The sequence below is a fragment of the Pseudomonas sp. AC355 genome (assembly GCF_979258205.1).
Window position 1 is genome coordinate 4706601 of record NZ_OZ409843.1, and the last position, 17083, is coordinate 4723683.

Annotated in this window: 16 protein-coding genes and 1 pseudogene; 11 read left to right on the plus strand and 6 right to left on the minus strand. The window is 63.5% G+C overall.

The window, feature by feature from the left end:
* The first annotated feature begins 90 nt into the window (after positions 1 to 90).
* Entirely contained in the window at positions 91 to 981 is an 891-nt protein-coding gene (locus tag ACZ0AI_RS21885) for a lipase family alpha/beta hydrolase (protein WP_463563664.1), read from the plus strand.
* Between the two features lie 101 nt (positions 982 to 1082).
* On the opposite strand, the gene ACZ0AI_RS21890 is transcribed toward ACZ0AI_RS21885, so the two are convergent.
* The 3 genes from ACZ0AI_RS21890 to dksA all read right to left on the minus strand — a co-directional run bounded on the left by ACZ0AI_RS21890 (position 1083) and on the right by dksA (position 3060).
* Positions 1083 to 1616: a hypothetical protein gene (locus tag ACZ0AI_RS21890; protein ID WP_463563665.1), complete on the minus strand. Its 534-nt coding sequence runs from the start codon at positions 1614 to 1616 to the stop codon at positions 1083 to 1085.
* Between the two features lie 51 nt (positions 1617 to 1667).
* Positions 1668 to 2555 carry a tRNA glutamyl-Q(34) synthetase GluQRS gene (gluQRS, locus tag ACZ0AI_RS21895; protein ID WP_463563666.1) on the minus strand — a complete coding sequence of 296 codons (888 nt, stop codon included), beginning with the start codon at positions 2553 to 2555 and terminating at the stop codon, positions 1668 to 1670.
* Positions 2556 to 2616: 61 nt separating this feature from the next.
* Positions 2617 to 3060: an RNA polymerase-binding protein DksA gene (gene dksA, locus ACZ0AI_RS21900; RefSeq protein WP_042554833.1), complete on the minus strand. Its 444-nt coding sequence runs from the start codon at positions 3058 to 3060 to the stop codon at positions 2617 to 2619.
* A gap of 331 nt (positions 3061 to 3391) precedes the next feature.
* On the opposite strand from dksA, the gene ACZ0AI_RS21905 reads away from it, so the two are divergent.
* Both ACZ0AI_RS21905 and sfsA read left to right on the plus strand, forming a co-directional pair.
* Positions 3392 to 4573 (plus strand): pyridoxal phosphate-dependent aminotransferase, encoded by a 1182-nt coding sequence (locus tag ACZ0AI_RS21905; RefSeq protein ID WP_463563667.1) that lies wholly within the window; start codon positions 3392 to 3394, stop codon positions 4571 to 4573.
* On the plus strand, positions 4563 to 5273 hold the full coding sequence (gene sfsA, locus ACZ0AI_RS21910; protein WP_463563668.1) for a DNA/RNA nuclease SfsA: 711 nt from the start codon (positions 4563 to 4565) through the stop codon (positions 5271 to 5273). Before ACZ0AI_RS21905 ends, sfsA begins: the two co-directional genes overlap by 11 nt.
* A gap of 105 nt (positions 5274 to 5378) precedes the next feature.
* On the opposite strand, the gene ACZ0AI_RS21915 is transcribed toward sfsA, so the two are convergent.
* Entirely contained in the window at positions 5379 to 5696 is a 318-nt protein-coding gene (locus tag ACZ0AI_RS21915; protein ID WP_463563669.1) for a Rieske (2Fe-2S) protein, read from the minus strand.
* Between the two features lie 93 nt (positions 5697 to 5789).
* Positions 5790 to 7994 carry a TonB-dependent hemoglobin/transferrin/lactoferrin family receptor gene (locus ACZ0AI_RS21920; protein WP_463563670.1) on the minus strand — a complete coding sequence of 735 codons (2205 nt, stop codon included), beginning with the start codon at positions 7992 to 7994 and terminating at the stop codon, positions 5790 to 5792.
* Between the two features lie 199 nt (positions 7995 to 8193).
* Here ACZ0AI_RS21920 and ACZ0AI_RS21925 point away from each other — a divergent pair, with 199 nt between their 5' ends.
* The 5 genes and pseudogenes from ACZ0AI_RS21925 (at position 8194) to ACZ0AI_RS21945 (ending at position 12942) form a co-directional block, all read left to right on the plus strand.
* On the plus strand, positions 8194 to 9255 hold the full coding sequence (locus tag ACZ0AI_RS21925; protein ID WP_463563671.1) for a hemin-degrading factor: 1062 nt from the start codon (positions 8194 to 8196) through the stop codon (positions 9253 to 9255).
* A gap of 101 nt (positions 9256 to 9356) precedes the next feature.
* Complete coding sequence (locus ACZ0AI_RS21930; RefSeq protein ID WP_463563672.1) at positions 9357 to 10244, plus strand: heme/hemin ABC transporter substrate-binding protein; 888 nt, start codon at positions 9357 to 9359, stop codon at positions 10242 to 10244.
* Positions 10241 to 11279: pseudogene (locus ACZ0AI_RS21935) on the plus strand (FecCD family ABC transporter permease). The gene ACZ0AI_RS21930 and the pseudogene ACZ0AI_RS21935 overlap by 4 nt, the downstream one beginning before the upstream one ends.
* The gene (locus ACZ0AI_RS21940) at positions 11279 to 12046 is read left to right on the plus strand and encodes a heme ABC transporter ATP-binding protein (protein WP_463570087.1); all 768 of its coding nucleotides are present in this window, start codon (positions 11279 to 11281) and stop codon (positions 12044 to 12046) included. The pseudogene ACZ0AI_RS21935 and the gene ACZ0AI_RS21940 overlap by 1 nt, the downstream one beginning before the upstream one ends.
* 11 nt (positions 12047 to 12057) lie before the next feature.
* On the plus strand, positions 12058 to 12942 hold the full coding sequence (locus ACZ0AI_RS21945; protein WP_463563674.1) for a ChaN family lipoprotein: 885 nt from the start codon (positions 12058 to 12060) through the stop codon (positions 12940 to 12942).
* Between the two features lie 197 nt (positions 12943 to 13139).
* On the opposite strand, the gene ACZ0AI_RS21950 is transcribed toward ACZ0AI_RS21945, so the two are convergent.
* A complete protein-coding gene (locus tag ACZ0AI_RS21950; RefSeq protein ID WP_463563675.1) occupies positions 13140 to 14156 on the minus strand; it encodes a zinc-binding alcohol dehydrogenase family protein in 1017 nt (338 codons plus the stop codon).
* 109 nt (positions 14157 to 14265) lie between these two features.
* Between ACZ0AI_RS21950 and ACZ0AI_RS21955 the strand changes: the two genes are divergently transcribed.
* The 3 genes from ACZ0AI_RS21955 (at position 14266) to ACZ0AI_RS21965 (ending at position 17070) form a co-directional block, all read left to right on the plus strand.
* A complete protein-coding gene (locus ACZ0AI_RS21955) occupies positions 14266 to 15183 on the plus strand; it encodes a LysR family transcriptional regulator (protein WP_463563676.1) in 918 nt (305 codons plus the stop codon).
* A gap of 57 nt (positions 15184 to 15240) precedes the next feature.
* On the plus strand, positions 15241 to 15630 hold the full coding sequence (locus ACZ0AI_RS21960; RefSeq protein ID WP_463563677.1) for a DUF2946 domain-containing protein: 390 nt from the start codon (positions 15241 to 15243) through the stop codon (positions 15628 to 15630).
* Between the two features lie 75 nt (positions 15631 to 15705).
* Positions 15706 to 17070: a PepSY-associated TM helix domain-containing protein gene (locus ACZ0AI_RS21965; protein ID WP_463563678.1), complete on the plus strand. Its 1365-nt coding sequence runs from the start codon at positions 15706 to 15708 to the stop codon at positions 17068 to 17070.
* Positions 17071 to 17083: the final 13 nt, after the last annotated feature.

A 17083-nucleotide genomic window follows, 5' to 3' on the forward strand; every position in this document is an offset into this window, starting at 1 on the left:
AGTGGCCATCGACAATCATGATGTGCTTTCCCACGCGCTTACCTGATGCCTGCCGTATTGGCCAGGAGGCGCTCCTCCATGGAGACTGAAATGGGTCATCGTGCAGTTCCCCGGTACCCACTGGTGCTGGTTCCTGGTTTTCTGGGTTTTGTCAGTCTGTTCGGTTTCGAATACTGGTATGGCATCGTCACTGCTCTGCGTAATCAGGGCGTCGATGTTTATCCCGCGCGTCTGTCGTCGGTGCATGCCACAGAGCTTCGCGGCGAACAATTATTGCTGCAGATCACCGACGCGCGTAGGCGCAGTGGAGCGGAGAAGGTGCATCTGATCGGCCATAGCCAGGGTGCCCTGGTCTGTCGCTACGCCGCAGCACGCCGCCCGGAATGGGTCGCGTCGGTGACGTCTCTGGCTGGCCCGCACCAGGGCTCAGAGCTGGCCGACCACATCGAACGCAAAGCCGCACCAGGCAGCCTGCGCGGCACGCTGCTGCAGCTGGGCGTGCATGTGCTGGCGCGGGTGGTGACAGTGTTCGACAGCGGCGCCCGCGGCGCGAGCATGCCGATCAACGCCACGGCTGCCCATCGCTCGCTGACTACCGAGGGCGTTGGCATCTTCAATCACCAATATCCCCAGGGCCTGCCGTCAGTGTGGGGGGAAGATGGGCCGGAGGAGGTCAATGGCGTGCGCTATTACTCCTGGTCCGGCACCCTGCAGCCAGGTATCACCGACCAAGGCGGCAATCGCCGCGATCTGTCGAACTGGTTCTGCCGACGCTTCGCGCGCACCTTCGTGCGTGAGGCCGGGCAGTGCGATGGTATGGTCGGGCGCGTCAGCTCCCACCTGGGCAAGGTGATCCGCGACGACTATCCGCTCGATCACCTGGATATCGTCAACCAGCACTTCGGCCGTGCCGGCGAGGGCGTCAACCCGGTCAGCCTGTATATCGAGCACCTGCGCAGGCTGCACGACGCCGGGCTTTAGCTCTGCCGGCACATGACGATGGGCGCGTAGCCTGGGTTGAGCGAAGCGATACCCAGGGATTTCCCTGGGCTGTAATGCAAAAAACTAGGATCGGCCCAGGCTTACTGCTCGGCCTGCGCTACCTTTAGCGTCTCGTAGGCCGGTGCTGCGTAGATGCCCACTTCCACCGCCAGTTCCAGCACCCGAGGCAGTTCGCTGGTGTACACCAGTACGGCCTGCAGCTCATCGTCTAGCGGCTCGCTGAAGTCGACCAGCACATAGCCCTGGGTTTCTTTGGACAGGCTGCTCAGTTGCACCTGGATGCGGTTCAGGGCCTTCAACGGCTCGACCTTGTGCAATTGTTTGGCAGTGAGCACGAAGCTCACTTCGGCGCCGAACGACTCGGTTATCTGGCGAAACAGCTCGTCGTAGCTGTCGGCCTGGAACAGCACGGTATCCGGCAGGTTGCCGATCACCATCCATTCGCCCAGCGGGATGGGAAAGCTGTCGTCGTAGTTGACGTCCGGGTTGGCCGCCAGAAATGCCTGTGGGTCGGCATAGGCCTGTGCCGCTTCGTCAGCGATACGGGTGATTTCGTCCTGCGGCAGGCAGCCCGAGCTGATTTTGCCGATGAGTTCTTCGAGCTGGGCGCGCATGGCAGATTCCTGATCGTGAGTTAGGGGCGCAAGGCTGCCCTTTACCGGCAATCAGCGCAACTGACTTTCGGCCAGGCTGCGTGTGCGTGGAATCTGGCCGGCATCCCAATGGCGTGCTCCCCAGCGCAGCAGCTCTTCGGCACTGGCATCTTCGAGTTCGCGCGGAGCGTTCTGGCCGAGTGCGTGCAGGGCGCGAATCAGTAGTGGCGTGGCCTGGTCGCTCGGCAGCGGCGGTGAGCGATAAGACTTGCCGAGCTTGTGGCCGTCGGGCTGGATGATCAACGGCACGTGCAGATAGCGCGGCTGGGGCAGTCCGAGCAGCTCTTGCAGGTAGAGTTGGCGTGGCGTCGAGTCGAGCAGGTCGGCGCCGCGTACCACGTTGTTGATGCCTTGCCAGGCGTCATCCAGGACGACAGCGAGCTGGTAGGCATACAAGCCATCGCGACGGCAGATAACGAAATCGCCCACTTCTCGACCCAGGTGCTGGCTGTATTCGCCCTGTACTCGATCGGTGAAGCGGTAAGTCAGTTGCGGTACGCGTAGGCGGATGGCGGCGTCATGACGCCCATGGCCAGCATTACCGCAGTAACCCGGATAGATGCCGCCGCTGCCTTCGAGCTTTTTGCGCGAGCAGGTACAGGCGTAGGCCAGGCCCTGATCGAACAGGCGCTGCACCAGCGCTTCGTATTCGGCATGGCGCTCGCTCTGGCGGGTCAGTTCGCCATCCCAGTGCAGGCCATAGCGCTCGAGGGTTTGCAGAATCGCGCTCTGTGCTCCGGGAACCTCTCGTGGCGGATCGAGATCTTCCATGCGCAGCAGCCAGCGGCCGCCTACGGAACGGGCGTCGAGGTAGGAAGCGAGGGCGGCGACCAGCGAGCCGAAGTGCAGATAGCCACTGGGCGTAGGGGCGAAGCGACCGATATAAGCGGGACTGTGCATGAGGGCGTTACGGAGGGGGGAAACGAAACGGGGCGCCTGAGCGCCCCGTCTGTTGATCGACTCAGGAGCCGACCTGTTTTTCCTTGATTTCCGCCAGGGTCTTGCAGTCGATGCAAAGGGTGGCGGTTGGGCGGGCTTCCAGGCGGCGGATGCCGATCTCGACGCCACAGGAATCGCACCAGCCGTAATCTTCGTCTTCGATCAGTTGCAGGGTTTCGTCGATTTTCTTGATCAGCTTGCGCTCGCGATCACGGGCACGCAGTTCCAGGCTGAACTCTTCTTCCTGGCTGGCACGGTCTGCCGGATCTGGGAAGTTGGCTGCCTCGTCCTGCATGTGGTGAACGGTGCGATCAACTTCCTGCATCAGCTCCAGCTTCCATTTGTTCAGGATGCCGGTGAAGTGGGCGCGCATCGCCTCACTCATGTACTCCTCGCCCTTGGTTTCCTTGTAGGGTTCGAAGCCACGAATCAATTGGCCGTTTGTTGCTTTTGCTTTGATGGGCATGGATGGCCGCCTCTCACTCTCTCTAATCCACTGCGCAGGGAATGTGTCCGTTGCCGTTTACAATAACGGCCCTGCGACTGCAAGCGGGCGAACTTACCAGATCGCCTCAAGCCGCGCCACTCCCGGATGTCATGGTTGTGCGTCTTAGTTCGACAGAGCACCCTCAGTGGCTTTGCACGGCGCCTTGCGGCTCAACACGGGCTCTGTCCTATCTGCCGAACGGGCTTTTGCAATTGCAGTGTAAACACGTGTTTCAGTGGTGCGTCGGCACGGTATGACAGAGCCGTCCTGATAGAATTCCACCTTTAATAGGTTTCCCAAGGCATTTCCCATGGCCCAGCTCTACAGCGCCCGCAGCCGCGCGATCGAACCCTTCCACGTGATGGCCCTGCTGGCGCGGGCCAATCAGTTGCAAGCCGAGGGCCATGATGTCATTCACCTGGAAATCGGCGAGCCGGACTTCACCACCGCCGCGCCCATCGTTGCGGCCGGTCAGGCTGCACTGGCGGCAGGGCATACCCGCTATACCGCCGCTCGCGGGCTGCCCGCCCTGCGTGAGGCGATCGCCGCTTTCTATGCGCAGCGCTACCGACTGAACATAGACCCGCAGCGCATCCTCATCACGCCGGGCGGCTCCGGTGCGCTGTTGCTGGCGGCCAGCCTGCTGGTCGATCCGGGCAAGCATTGGCTGCTGGCCGACCCGGGCTACCCTTGCAATCGGCACTTCCTGCGCCTGGTGGAAGGCGCTGCACAGTTGGTGCCGGTGGGGCCCGAAGAGCGGTATCAGCTCACCGCTCAGTCGGTCGCCGATTGCTGGAACGCCGATAGCGTCGGCGCCTTGCTCGCCTCGCCGGCCAACCCCACCGGCACGCTGCTGAGCGCTGCGGAGCTGTCTTCGTTGTCCCAGGCCTTGAAGGCCCGTGGCGGCCACATGGTGGTCGACGAGATTTATCACGGCCTGACCTATGGCGTGGATGCCAGCAGCGTGCTGGAGGTGGACGATGACGCCTTCGTGCTCAACAGCTTCTCAAAGTATTTCGGCATGACCGGCTGGCGACTGGGCTGGCTGGTAGCGCCCGAAGAAGCGGTGGGGGATCTGGAAAAGCTGGCGCAGAACCTCTATATCAGCGCGCCGAGTATGGCCCAGCATGCCGCGCTGGCCTGTTTCGAGCCGCAGACCCTGGCGATTCTCGAAGAGCGGCGGGCCGCCTTTGCCGAGCGCCGTGACTTCCTGCTGCCAGCGCTGCGCGACCTGGGCTTCGGCATTGCCGTGGAGCCTCAGGGCGCCTTTTATCTGTATGCGGATATCAGCGCCTTCGGTGGCGATGCCTACGGTTTCTGCCAACACTTCCTGGAAACCGAGCATGTGGCTTTCACTCCGGGCCTGGACTTCGGTCGGCATCAGGCAGGGCATCACGTGCGCTTCGCCTACACGCAGAGCCTGCCGCGCCTGGAGCAGGCGGTCGAACGTATTGCCCGTGGTCTGAAGAGCTGGAGCGCCAATGCGATTTGATCCGCCGCTCGAAGAAGGTCGCCTGCTGCGGCGCTACAAACGCTTTCTCGCCGATATCGAAACCACCAGCGGCGAACTGCTGACCATCCACTGCCCCAACACTGGTTCGATGCTCAACTGCATGAGCGAGGGCTGCAAGGTCTGGTTCAGCCGCTCCAGTGACCCCAAGCGCAAACTGCCGGGTACCTGGGAAATCGGTGAAACGCCTCAGGGCCGCCTGGCCTGCATCAACACCGGACGCGCCAACGGGCTGGTCGAAGAAGCGCTGCGCGCCGGGGTGATCTCCGAGCTGGCAGGCTTTACCGCGCTACGCCGCGAAGTGCCTTATGGCGTGGAGCGTAGTCGGGTGGATTTCTGCCTCGAGTACACCAGCGGCGTGGCGTTCGTCGAGGTGAAGAGCGTGACCCTGGGCTTCGCCGACAGCGCCGTGGCGGCCTTTCCGGATGCGCGTACCGAGCGCGGCGCCAAGCACCTGCGTGAGCTCGCGGCCTTGGCGCGCAGCGGCGTGCGCGCTGTGCAACTGTATTGCGTGAGCCTGTCGGGTATCGAGGCGGTACGGCCTGCCCAAGAAATCGACCCGGCCTACGCGGCCGCTTTGACCGAAGCGGTGAGCGCGGGTGTCGAGGTGCTGGCTTATGGCGTGGATATATCGCCGCTGGGCATTGAGGTGGTGCGGCGCCTGGATGTGCGGCTGGCTTGAAATCGCTCCCGGGTATCGCTGCGCTCCACCCAGGCTACGGGGCCGCGTTCCCGCCAGCATGCTTCTGTAGCCTGGCGTTGAGCGAAGCGATACCCAGGTTTTAACCTACAAATCGACCCAGACCCCGTCCGCATCTTCTTTGCTGTCGATCACCTTCAGGCTTTCACCCTCGCAAGGCCCAGCCACGCACTCGCCGGACTCGATCAGAAACAGCGCACCATGCCGGGCGCACTGGATCAGGCTGGCACTTGGGTCGAGAAACTGATCGGCCTGCCACTCCAGCGGCACGCCACGATGGGGGCAGCGATTGCGGTACACGAACACCTCACCGCCCTTGCGAACGGCGAACAGCTGCTTACCTGTAACGGAAAAGCCCCGGCTTTGAGCTTCTGGAAGCTCGTGCGGGGCGCATAGACGAATCATCGAAGTCTCCAGGCCTGAGAGGGGATTATCCCGGATCGGCCTGGCGATGGAAGGGGCGCGCGTCCTTGCGCGAATCGGCTCAGCTTGCTCTGTTCATATTTCCCAGATCAGGTTGAAGGCTGCGTGGCGTCCCGGCTGGGAGTAGCGGCCGAGGCTCGAGCTGTTCTCGGTAAGGCTGCGTACGTCGCCCCATTGCCAGTATTGCTTGTCCGTCAGGTTGAACAGGCCGGCGTTCACCGATACCCCGGAACCGATGTTCCAGTAGGCACTGAGATCGAGGGTGCCATAGCCCGAGGGCTCGAACTGATTGGCGATCTGCGTTTGATCGACACGCTTCTTGGCCGCCGCCACGGTCAAGGTCAGCTCACCGCCAAACTGGCCACTTGGCGCATCGTAGCCCAGGCCGAGCACGGCCTTGAGCGGGTCGACGCTGTTGAGCGGTTGCCCGGTCGCCTCGTCCTTGCCGCGTGCATAGGCGACGGCACTGCGCAGATGGCTGCCGGCAGGCATGCCGAAACGCTCCAGCAACAGTTCGCCGCGGGCCTCTGCACCGCGAATGGTCACGCGATCAAGGTTCTGATACTGGAAGGTCATGCGACCGGCGCCAGTCGGGTCGCTGGCCAGCGTCATCTGCTCGATGAAATCGTCGTAGCGGTTGTAGAACAGCGCCACGCCAAAGGCGCCGGTCTCGTACTGACCGCGCAGGCCGATCTCATAACTGTCGCTGGTCTCAGGTTTGAGATTGGGGTTGGCGATGGTCTGGTAGTTACGGGCGAAGTTGATGAACTCACCAAAGATGTCCACCGGATTGGGTGCCCGGAACCCTGCTGCGTACTGACCATAGACGCTATGGGCGTCGTCGATGCGATAGGTGATGCCGAGCTTGGGCGAAATCGCCTCGTCTCGGTAGTCGGACGGGTTGCGATCGATCGGCTGGCTGTTCAGGTAGTGCTGCGTGACCTCCGGCTTCATCTCGTAGTGGTCGTAGCGCAGGCCAGGCAGCAGCGTCCAGCGGCCTATCTCGATGCTGTCCTGAACGAAGAACGCATATTCGGTCGAGATCGGATCCGGGAAGTCGCTGAGCGGGAAGGTTTCATCGCCGGGGATCGCCGGAACCGGCAGGCCGCTGCTGGCGAACACTTCACGGCCTTTGCGCAGGTCACTGCTTTCCAGGCGCTTGAAGTCGAAACCGTAGATCAGTCGATGGTTGGCCGCGCCGATCTCGAAGGTTTTGTCGAACTTGGTGTTGAAGGCCCAGAGGTCTTCCTGATAGGTCGAATCGCGGCTGCGCTCACGCAAGCTGCCGCCGCTGAAGCGCTGCTGGTAGGTGCGCTGGCGGATCTGACTTTCCTGATAGCTCAGCTGCCATTCGACATGGTCGCTGATCGCCGTATCCAGGGCGAAGCTATGGAGCAGGCTGATGCGATCGCGATCGGTGTTGTCGGTAGCGTTCGAGGTGCGCACCGTGGCTGCGGTGCTGTACTCGCTGAGTACCTTGGTATCGGCATCGTCCTCGTAGCGCTCGTAAGTCAGCTGCAAACGGTCATCGTTGAAGTAATTCCAGCCGACTTTGGCGAGCAGGTTATTGGCGGTGTAGTCCTGATGGTTGGCCTCCTCGCGACCGGCACCGATCCCGCTGCGGCCGCCGTAGGTGTTGAGGGCCTGGCCGTCACGCCGACCCAGATGCAGCAGGCCGTCAAGCGAGCCCTGGCGGGCAGCCAATGTCGCGCTGCGCGACCAGCTGTCATCTGCGCCGTCATAGCCGGTTTTAAGGCGGGCATAGGCGTCATCGCCGGCGCCTAAGTAATCGGCGGCATCCTTGGTCAGGAAGCTGACTGCGCCGCCAATGGCATCGCTGCCATATAGAGAGCTGGCCGGGCCGCGGATGATCTCCACACGCTTGAGGGTGTCCGGGTCGACATAATTGCGCCGCGCATCGAGGAACGGCCCGAAGTTGAAGGCGTCCGGCATGGGGACGCCGTCCACCTGAGTGAGGATGCGGTTGCCGCCGATGCCACGGATCGTGAACCCCGCCAGACCGAAGCGACTGCCTGTGCCACTGACCGAGACACCCGGTTCGTAGCGCACCAGATCCTTGATGTTCTTGACCGTCTTGCGGTCGATGTCTTGCTCGGTAATCACCGACACGGTATTGGGAACGCTGTTGGTGCTCTGCTCCGTGCGGGTCGCACTGATTGTGGTTTTCTCCAGCTGCAGCGTCTGAGCGATGGCGAACGATGGGCCGAGCAATAACAGGGCCAGACAAGAACGAAGCGGGAAGGGCGGGGTGAGCGACATGCGGGTCTCCTCGGTCATGTCGAAAAGTAGTTGGGCAGTGATGGCATATTAAGTATTAGTGATTATCATTTGCAAATGATAATTTGTGGCAATTAAGATGATTTAATGTTTGCGCGGTTCGCTCTCGCGGTGGCCCGTTTACCCTTTTTCAGTCTGCGGTTTCCCTCGCGAGGTCAGCGAGACCTGCAAGGAGTGAGTGATGAGCGATCTATCTGTAGCGGATGGAGGCCTGTACGCCTCCTGGCAGCACCTGCGTGTTGAGCAGCCGCAGTTGCGTGCCCGCGATGCGGCAGCGCAGTTAGGCGTCAGCGAAGCCGAGCTGACGGCCAGCCGACTGGGCGTGGATGCAGTGCGCCTGCGTCCCGAGTGGGCAACCCTGTTGCCTGCGCTGGGCGAACTCGGCCAGGTCATGGCGCTGACCCGCAACGAGTCCTGCGTGCACGAACGCAAGGGCGTCTACCGTGACGTGACGGTGACCGGTAATGGCCAGATGGGCCTGGTGGTCTCCGCGGATATCGACCTGCGCCTGTTTCTCGGTGGCTGGGCCAGCGTGTTCGCCGTCGAGGAGCAAAGCCCGCGAGGGGTGATGCGCAGCCTGCAGGTGTTCGATCACCAGGGCATGGCGGTGCACAAGGTGTACCTCACCGAGCAGAGCGAGTTGGCGGCCTGGGCGCCTCTGGTCGAGCGTTTTCGTGATGCGCAGCAGTTGCCTGAACTCGAGCTGAGGCCTCTGCCCGAGCCTGCGGCGCCGCGGGCGGACGAGCAGATCGATGTCGACGCCCTGCGTGTCGGTTGGTCGACGCTCAAGGACACCCACCATTTTTTCGCCCTGTTGAAGACCCATGCTGCAACCCGCACCCAGGCCCTGCGCCTGGCAGGCGGCGAGTGGGCCGAAAGGCTGGCGCCCGATGCCCTGGCTGGCGTGTTCGAGCGCGCTGCGGCTGCCGAGGTGCCGATCATGGTGTTCGTCGGCAACCGGCATTGCATCCAGATCCATACCGGTCCGGTGAGCAACCTGCGCTGGATGGATACCTGGTTCAACGTGCTGGATCCGCAGTTCAACCTGCACCTCAAGGCCCATGACGTCCATGAGCTGTGGCGAGTGCGCAAGCCGAGCAGCGATGGTGTGATCACCAGTTGGGAAGCCTTCGACGCCAATGGCGAGCTGATCCTGCAGTTGTTCGGTGCGCGCAAGCCGGGTGTGCCCGAACGCGAGGACTGGCGCCGCCTGGCAGAGGAAACCCCAGCCCTGCAACCCTGAAAGCAGGTGCAGCCGCCCTGTCTGCGGCTACACTGCCAGCCTTGGTCACTGATGCTTTGCAGTGGCCTGGATACGAATTGTGTTTTTCTGGAGCCTGATCCATGACCCGCCCTATCGCCGTATTCGCCCTGTTCGCCAGCCTGCTGTCGCCGCTGGTGGCGAGTGCCGAAAACCTGCCGCAGCGTTGGGTCAGTGCCGGTGGCTCGCTCAGCGAGTGGGTCGTCGAGCTGGGTGGTGAAGGCAAGCTGGTGGGTGTTGACACCACCAGCTTGCATCCAGCCTCCCTGAAGAAATTGCCGAGCGTGGGTTATCAGCGCCAGCTTGCTGCCGAGGGCATCCTCGCGCTGCGTCCCGAGGTGCTGCTCGGCACCGATGAGATGGGCCCGCCACCGGTGTTGGCGCAGCTGGCAGCGGCAGGTGTGAAGGTGGAAACCCTGTCGGCTGAAGCCGACCTGCAGGCCCTGCATGGCAACCTGCAACGTATCGGCGCACTGCTGGGCGACGAGGCGCATGCCGAAAGCGTTTTCAGCGCCTACCAGGCACGCCTGAACGAGCAGGCCGACTGGGTCGCCAAGGCGCAGGCCGATAGCCAGGCACCCACCGTTTTGTTGCTGCTCGGCCATGCAGGCAGCAGCCCCATGGCGGGCGGGCAGGACACGGCCGCGGCCTGGGTGATCGAACACGCGGGCGGCAAGAACCTGACCACTCACGACGGCTACAAGGCGCTGTCCACCGAGGCGTTGCTGGCATTGAATCCCGAGGTGGTGATCTTCGCCGACCGCCGCCTGAGCGGTGACGAGGCCAAGCAGGCGCTGCTCAAGCAGAACCCGGCGCTGGCCTCGACCAAAGCGGGGAAAGAAGGGCGCCTGGTGGCGATCGACCCGACCTTGCTGGTCGGCGGCCTCGGCCCGCGCATTCCCGCTGGCCTCGCCGAGCTCTCGGCCGCCTTCTACCCTGGCCGTACGCCGCTTACCCCCGCGACCCCATGAGACCGGTGATCAGCCCGCGCTCACTGTTTATCGCACTGGGCCTGCTGCTCGCGCTCGCGTTGTGGCTGTCCCTGGCATTGGGGCCCGTCAGTCTGCCTCTGGGTGACACCTTGCGTGCCGCGCTGCGCCTGGCCGGGTTGCCGCTGGAGGGGCAAGGCCTGCAGCAGGCCGAGCTGATTCTTGGCCAGATCCGTATGCCGCGGACGCTGCTGGGCCTTGCGGTCGGCGCGGTGCTGGCGCTGTGTGGTGTGGCGATGCAGGGGCTTTTTCGCAACCCGTTGGCCGACCCCGGTCTGATCGGCGTATCCAGTGGTGCGGCGCTCGGTGCGGCTGTCGCTATCGTCGGTGGTGCGGCGCTGGGCGGCATTCCCGAGCTGTTCGCGCCCTATCTGTTGTCGCTGTGCGCCTTTCTGGGGGGGCTGGTGGTTACCGCGCTGGTCTACCGCCTGGGGCGCCGCAACGGCCAGACCAGCGTGACCACCATGCTGCTCGCCGGGATCGCTCTCAATGCCCTGGCGTTCGCCTGCATCGGCCTGTTCACCTACCTGGCCGACGATGCCACTTTGCGGACTCTGACCTTCTGGAACCTTGGCAGCCTCAATGGCGCCAGCTATGCGCGCCTCTGGCCCCTGCTGCTGGTGACCCTTGCCGTGGCGCTATGGTTACCGCGGCGAGCCCAGGCGCTGAATGCCTTGCTACTCGGTGAATCGGAGGCCCGCCATCTGGGCGTAGCGGTCGAGCGGTTGAAGCGCGAGCTGGTGTTCTGCACCGCGCTGGGCGTCGGCGCGGCAGTGGCGGCGGCCGGAATGATCGGTTTCATCGGCCTGGTGGTGCCACATCTGGTGCGCCTGCTGGTCGGTCCAGGACCATCGCGTTCTGCTGCCTGCTTCGGCGCTGGCCGGTGCCAGTTTGCTGTTGCTGGCTGATCTGTTCGCCCGATTGATCCTGTCACCGGCCGAGCTGCCCATCGGCATCGTCACCGCATTGATTGGCGCCCCGTTCTTTCTTTATTTGCTGCTGCGGGGGCGTACCTGATGATCAGTGCACGCAAGTTGTCGATCCTGCGCGGCGACAAGCAGGTGCTGGTCGATATCGACCTGCAGTTGCAGCCCGGTGAGGTACTGGGCGTGCTCGGCCCGAACGGTGCTGGTAAGAGCACCTTGCTCGGCGCCCTGTGTGGCGAGCTGGCGGCAGCAACGGGCGATGTTTCGCTTGGCGACCGCCCGCTGAGTGCCTGGCAAGGTGTGGAGCGCGCGCGCCGCCTGGCGGTGCTGCCGCAGAGTTCGTCACTGAGCTTCGGCTTTGCGGTACGTGATGTAGTGATCATGGGACGCATGCCCCATGACACTGGCCGCGACCGTGATGTGCAGATCGTCCGCGAGGCGCTGCAGGCGGCCGATGCCGAGCACCTGGCCGAGCGCAGCTATCTGGAACTGTCCGGTGGCGAGCGTCAGCGCGTACACCTGGCGCGGGTGCTGGCGCAGTTGTGGCCAGGTGGCGCCGAGCAGACGCTGTTGCTCGACGAACCCACCTCCATGCTCGACCCTCTGCATCAACACACCACGCTGCAGGCCGTACGCCGTTTTGCCGAGCAGGGCGCTGCGGTGCTGGTGATCCTCCATGACCTGAATCTGGCGGCGCGCTACTGCGATCGTCTGCTGCTGCTCAACGATGGGCGGACCCACGCCATTGGCCTGCCCGCCGAGGTACTGCGTGCCGAGCCGCTGCAGGCCGTGTTCGGCCTCGAGGTTCTGGTGCAACGGCATCCCGAGCGAGGCCATCCGCTCATCGTTGCCCGCTGAAGGAAATTTTCATGCGTAGTTTTCTGTTGCTTGGCCTGCTGGCGCTGGTCGCCTGCCAAAGTCAGCCTGTTCTGGCACCGCTGCCTGCGTGGCAAAGCCCGCAGGGGCGCGAGCATGCCGAGTTGGGGCAGATCGTTGATCTGCACAGTGGCGAGCGGCTGACGCCCGAGCAACTGGTGGCGCGGCTGGCCACGGCGCCCCGCGTACTGGTCGGCGAGCAGCACGACAACCCGGATCATCATGCCCTTCAGCTGTGGTTGCTGCATGCGCTGGAGCAGCGCCGCGAGCAGGGCAGTTTGCTGCTGGAAATGATCGCCTCGGGCCAGCAGCACCTTGCCGATGAGGTGGCGCAGCAGCTGAGGGAGGGCAGGCAGATCGATGATTTGCCCAAGGCGCTGGAGTGGAGCAACGGCTGGCCCTGGGCGTTGTATGGGCCGATCGTTCGCCATGGGTTGGCGCAGAACTATGGCTTGAGAGCGGCCAATCTCGACCGCGCGGAGATCATGGCCATCTACCGTGAACAGCCTGTTCTGCAGGGCCATGCCTCGACTGCAGCAGCGGTGCGAGAGCCGCTGCTGGCGCAGATTCGCGAATCCCATTGCGACAAGCTGCCGATCAACCAGTTGCCCGCGATGCTGGCTGTGCAGCAACAACGTGACCGACGCATGGCCGAACAGTTGCTGGCCGCGCCGCAGCCGGCGATGCTGTTCGCAGGCGCTTTTCATGTGCGGCGTGACTTGGGTGTGCCGCTGCACCTCGGTGACCTGGGCGCACCCGCTAGCGCCCAGGTGCTGATCCTGTCCGAGGTGGGCAAGTCGGTAACGGCGCAACAAGCGGACTACGTGTGGTACACCGCCGCGTTGCCCGCCGAGGATCATTGCGCACGATTTCAGTAGCGCAAAATCCTCGTAGGGTGGATTAGGTGCTTGTTGCAGGGCGCAAGTGGCGCGTGGGGATCGTTGCGTCGTATCCCACCATGGGTGTTACGGCGGATATCGCTCGGTGGGTTACGCGACGCGCCGAGATAGCGGTACTTGATACGGCTATACCTGGCGTCGCTAACCTGCGCGGCCCGACCAACCCTACGGGGTCGTCAGAAGCCTTCCAGCACGATCTTGCCCTTTGCCTTGCCGCTTTCCAGCAGTGCATGGGCACGGCGCAGATTGTCGGCGTTGATGGCGCCGAAGTGTTCGCCCAGAGTGGTTTTCAAGGTGCCGGCGTCGACCAGGTCGGCCACGCGGTCGAGCAGGCGATGCTGTTCGATCATGTCGGCGGTTTCGAACAGCGAGCGGGTGAACATCAGTTCCCAGTGCAGGGAAATGCTCTTGCGCTTGAGTTTCATCACGTCCAGCGGCTGAACCGGATCGTCGATCAGCGCCAGACGACCCTGGGGAGCCAGCGCTTCGACCAGTGCATCGTAGTGTTGGTCGGTCTGAGTCAGGCTGGCCACATGAGTGACCTGGGGGATGCCGATACGCGCCAGTTCCTCGTTCAGTGGCTTGCTGTGGTCGATCACGTGGTGAGCGCCCAGCTCCTTCACCCAGGCCTGGGTTTCCGGGCGCGAGGCGGTACCGATCACGGTCAGCCCGGTGAGCTGCCGCGCCAGTTGCACCAGTATCGAACCGACGCCACCCGCTGCACCGACGATCAACAGACTCTGGCCCTGGTCGGCGTTACCCTCAGCAACCTGCAAACGGTCGAACAGCAGCTCCCAGGCAGTGATCGCCGTGAGCGGCATGGCCGCAGCTTCGGCAAAGGGCAGGCTGCTCGGTTTACGCCCGACGATGCGTTCGTCGACCAGGTGCAACTCGCTGTTGGCACCCGCACGGTTGATAGCGCCCGCGTAGGAGACCTCGTCGCCGACCTTGAGCAGCGTGACGTCGGCGCCAACCGCCTTGACCACGCCGGCGGCGTCCCAACCCAGTACTTTGGCCTGGCCATCTTCGGGCGCCACGTTGCGGCGAATCTTGGTGTCCACCGGGTTCACCGAGATGGCTTTTACCTCGACGAGCAGATCCCGTGGGCCGGGTGTTGGCGCGTCCAGTTGCACGTCCAGCAGGGCTTGCGGGTTATCGATGGGCAGCGACTGGTGGTAGGCGACGGCTTTCATGGAGGAGTCCTGTAAGGGAGTGAGATGAGCGCAGCTTGCGCCATTCCATTGCTAGGAAAAACCAGATGAAGGTAGAGTCTCTTTCAATATTTTTTTGAAGATCGACGCCATGCTGCGTTTTGACGACCTGCAATTGTTCGTGCGTATCGCCGTGGAAGGTAGCCTGTCTGCAGCCGCCCGCCAGCTCGCTATCTCACCTGCAGTGGCCAGCGCTGGTCTCAAGCGTCTGGAGCAGCAGTTGCAAGCACGTCTGTTCGTGCGCTCGACGCGCAGCCTGCGGTTGACGGCCGAGGGGGAAGGCTTTCTGGAGCACGCCCGGCAGGCGTTGCAGAGCCTCGAGGCCGGGCGCCAGCAGTTGGCCGGGAGCAAATCCGCCATCAGCGGGCCGCTGCAGCTTTCGGTGCCGTCCGATTTCGGCCGCAATACCCTGCTGCCGTGGCTCGATACCTTCATGCAGACGCACCCGCAGGTGCAGTTGCGGCTGCTACTCGGTGATCGAGTGACCGATCTGTTCCGCGAGCCTGTGGATATCGCCCTGCGCTACGGTGAGCCGGAAGACTCGAGCCTGGTGGCCTTGCCGGTCGCGCCGGGCAATCGCCGGGTGCTGTGCGCCGCGCCGGCCTATCTACAGCGCCATGGCGAGCCACTGCAGATCAGCGAGCTGCGCGAACACAATTGCCTGATCTACATGCTCGGCGGCCGCGCCTACGAGCGTTGGCGTTTTCATGAGGGTGACGGTGAACACAGCCTGCAGGTCGCCGGCGACCGGCTCAGCGACGATGCCGATGTGGTGCGCCGCTGGGCCGTGGCGGGGATGGGCGTGGTGTACAAGTCCTGGCTGGACGTGGCAGGTGACGTGCACGCCGGGCGCCTCAAAGTCTTGCTGCCGGATCTGCTGGGTGAGCCGACACCCCTCAATCTGATCTGCACCCACCGCGAGCAATTGAGCAAGCCGGTTCACCTGTTGCGCGACTTCGTTCAGGCGCGCTGCGCCGAACTGCTGGCGCAGGCTCCGTGGGCTCGCTAAGCTCTGCGGCAATCCACCGCAGCACCTGACACGCTACAGGCCCTAAAATCGCTGCCCATGAACTTGTCCCGCTCTGATAGCTCGTTGCTCGCCTGGGTGCTGTATTTCAGCGTCCTGTTCAGCGCGTTCGCCTGTGCCATCGGCCACGGGCAGATGACCGGTCTGCAGCTCAGCGGCATGGACGGCGGCTACTGTTCCCTGGATGCAAGTGGCAGTGGTGGTATGGACATGGGCGGCGTCGATTCCGGCATGCCTATGCCCTCGACGGGCTCCGGTTGCCCGCTGTGCTCCACCTTCGTCGCCCTGGCGCTGGCCGCCTTCTTCGGCCTGCTGGGCTTGTTGCCACGCCAGCGCCCGGCCAACCCTCGCCCCAATGCCGAACCCGGCGGGGCCCTGCGTTATCTCTGGCCATCGGCCAATCCTCGCGCTTCTCCGCTCACCGCCTGACTTCGTTTGGTTGTCTTTGCCTGCCGCGCGCCTCGCGCTGTGGGCAATTCGCTTACGTACAGGATCGGGCTCCACATGAGAAACGCGACACCTTCGTTCTACAACCTGGCCTGGCGCTGGCATTTCTATGCCGGCCTGTTCGTCATTCCCTTCATGATCATGCTGTCGGTGACCGGCATCATCTACCTGTTCAAGCCGCAGCTCGATCAGCTGATGTACGCCGATCTGCTGCAGGTGCAGGCCAGCGGCCAGTCGCTGACAGCCGATGAAATGCTTGGTCGGGTGCAGGCGGTCTACCCTCAGGGCAGCGTCAGCCAATACCTGCCGCCAGTGGATGTCGACCGTAGCGCGCAGTTCGTCGTCGGGGTTGGCGAGCGCACCCGCAACGTTTTCGTCGACCCTTACAGCGGCGCCATCCTTGGTACTCAGGATGCCCATGACAATCTGCAGGCGCTGGCCCGTGCGGTGCATGCCGACCTGCTGATCGGTACGCCGGGAGATCGTTTGATCGAACTGGCGGCGGGCTGGGGTGTGGTGCTGGTGGTTTCCGGCCTGTATCTCTGGTGGCCGCGAGGTAGCAACAAGTCGGCAGTGCTATGGCCGCGGCTGTCGGCCCGCGGCCGTCTGTTTTGGCGCGACCTGCATGCCGTCACCGGCTTCTGGGGGGGCTTGTTGCTGCTGGTCATGCTGCTCACCGGGATGACCTGGACGGGCGTCTGGGGCAAGCAATTCGCCGGAGCCTGGAACCACTTCCCGGCGGCCATGTGGGACGAGGTGCCAACCTCGGATCGCCAGGCTGGTGAGCTCAACCAGAGCCACAAGCAGACCGTGCCCTGGGCGCTGGAAAATACCCCGATGCCAGAGTCCGATCCCCATGCGGCGCACAATGGCGGTGCCATGCCGGCTTCAACGGCCAACCCGAGCGTCAGCTTGCAGCAGGTGGTCGATATCGCCAGCGAGCGCGACGTACACCCGGGCTACAGCATCACTTTCCCGACCACTGCCACTGGCGTCTACACCATCGCGCTATTCGCCGACGACCCACGCAACGACGCCACGCTGCATATCGACCAGTACAGTGCGGCGGTGCTTGCCGATGTACGCTGGCGCGATTACGGCCTTGCCGCCCGTGCAGTTGAAAGTGGCGTGATGCTGCACATGGGCAAGCTCTATGGCCTGCCGCATCAGTTGTTCATTTTTGCCGTATGCCTGCTGATTCTGCTCAGTTCGGTCAGTGGTTTGATCATGTGGTGGAAGCGCCGCCCCAGCGGCAGCCTTGGCGTGCCGCCGCTGCGCCATGATCTGCCGCGCTGGAAGGTCGGCGTGGCGATCATGATCGTGCTCGGTGCGCTGTTTCCGCTGGTTGGCGCTTCGCTGCTGCTGATCTGGGCGCTGGATTTTCTGCTGCTGTCGCGCCTTTCGGCACGTCGGTTGGCCTGACTTCAAGAGCGTA

Bases quoted from the DNA above. Each gene is read 5' to 3' on its own strand.
- ACZ0AI_RS21885 (WP_463563664.1), top strand. From the start codon at position 91: ATGGGTCATCGTGCAGTTCCCCGGTACCCACTGGTGCTGGTTCCTGGT.
- ACZ0AI_RS21890 (WP_463563665.1), bottom strand. From the start codon at position 1,616: ATGCGCGCCCAGCTCGAAGAACTCATCGGCAAAATCAGCTCGGGCTGC.
- gluQRS (WP_463563666.1), bottom strand. From the start codon at position 2,555: ATGCACAGTCCCGCTTATATCGGTCGCTTCGCCCCTACGCCCAGTGGC.
- dksA (WP_042554833.1), bottom strand. From the start codon at position 3,060: ATGCCCATCAAAGCAAAAGCAACAAACGGCCAATTGATTCGTGGCTTC.
- ACZ0AI_RS21905 (WP_463563667.1), top strand. From the start codon at position 3,392: ATGGCCCAGCTCTACAGCGCCCGCAGCCGCGCGATCGAACCCTTCCAC.
- sfsA (WP_463563668.1), top strand. From the start codon at position 4,563: ATGCGATTTGATCCGCCGCTCGAAGAAGGTCGCCTGCTGCGGCGCTAC.
- ACZ0AI_RS21915 (WP_463563669.1), bottom strand. From the start codon at position 5,696: ATGATTCGTCTATGCGCCCCGCACGAGCTTCCAGAAGCTCAAAGCCGG.
- ACZ0AI_RS21920 (WP_463563670.1), bottom strand. From the start codon at position 7,994: ATGTCGCTCACCCCGCCCTTCCCGCTTCGTTCTTGTCTGGCCCTGTTA.
- ACZ0AI_RS21925 (WP_463563671.1), top strand. From the start codon at position 8,194: ATGAGCGATCTATCTGTAGCGGATGGAGGCCTGTACGCCTCCTGGCAG.
- ACZ0AI_RS21930 (WP_463563672.1), top strand. From the start codon at position 9,357: ATGACCCGCCCTATCGCCGTATTCGCCCTGTTCGCCAGCCTGCTGTCG.
- ACZ0AI_RS21940 (WP_463570087.1), top strand. From the start codon at position 11,279: ATGATCAGTGCACGCAAGTTGTCGATCCTGCGCGGCGACAAGCAGGTG.
- ACZ0AI_RS21945 (WP_463563674.1), top strand. From the start codon at position 12,058: ATGCGTAGTTTTCTGTTGCTTGGCCTGCTGGCGCTGGTCGCCTGCCAA.
- ACZ0AI_RS21950 (WP_463563675.1), bottom strand. From the start codon at position 14,156: ATGAAAGCCGTCGCCTACCACCAGTCGCTGCCCATCGATAACCCGCAA.
- ACZ0AI_RS21955 (WP_463563676.1), top strand. From the start codon at position 14,266: ATGCTGCGTTTTGACGACCTGCAATTGTTCGTGCGTATCGCCGTGGAA.
- ACZ0AI_RS21960 (WP_463563677.1), top strand. From the start codon at position 15,241: ATGAACTTGTCCCGCTCTGATAGCTCGTTGCTCGCCTGGGTGCTGTAT.
- ACZ0AI_RS21965 (WP_463563678.1), top strand. From the start codon at position 15,706: ATGAGAAACGCGACACCTTCGTTCTACAACCTGGCCTGGCGCTGGCAT.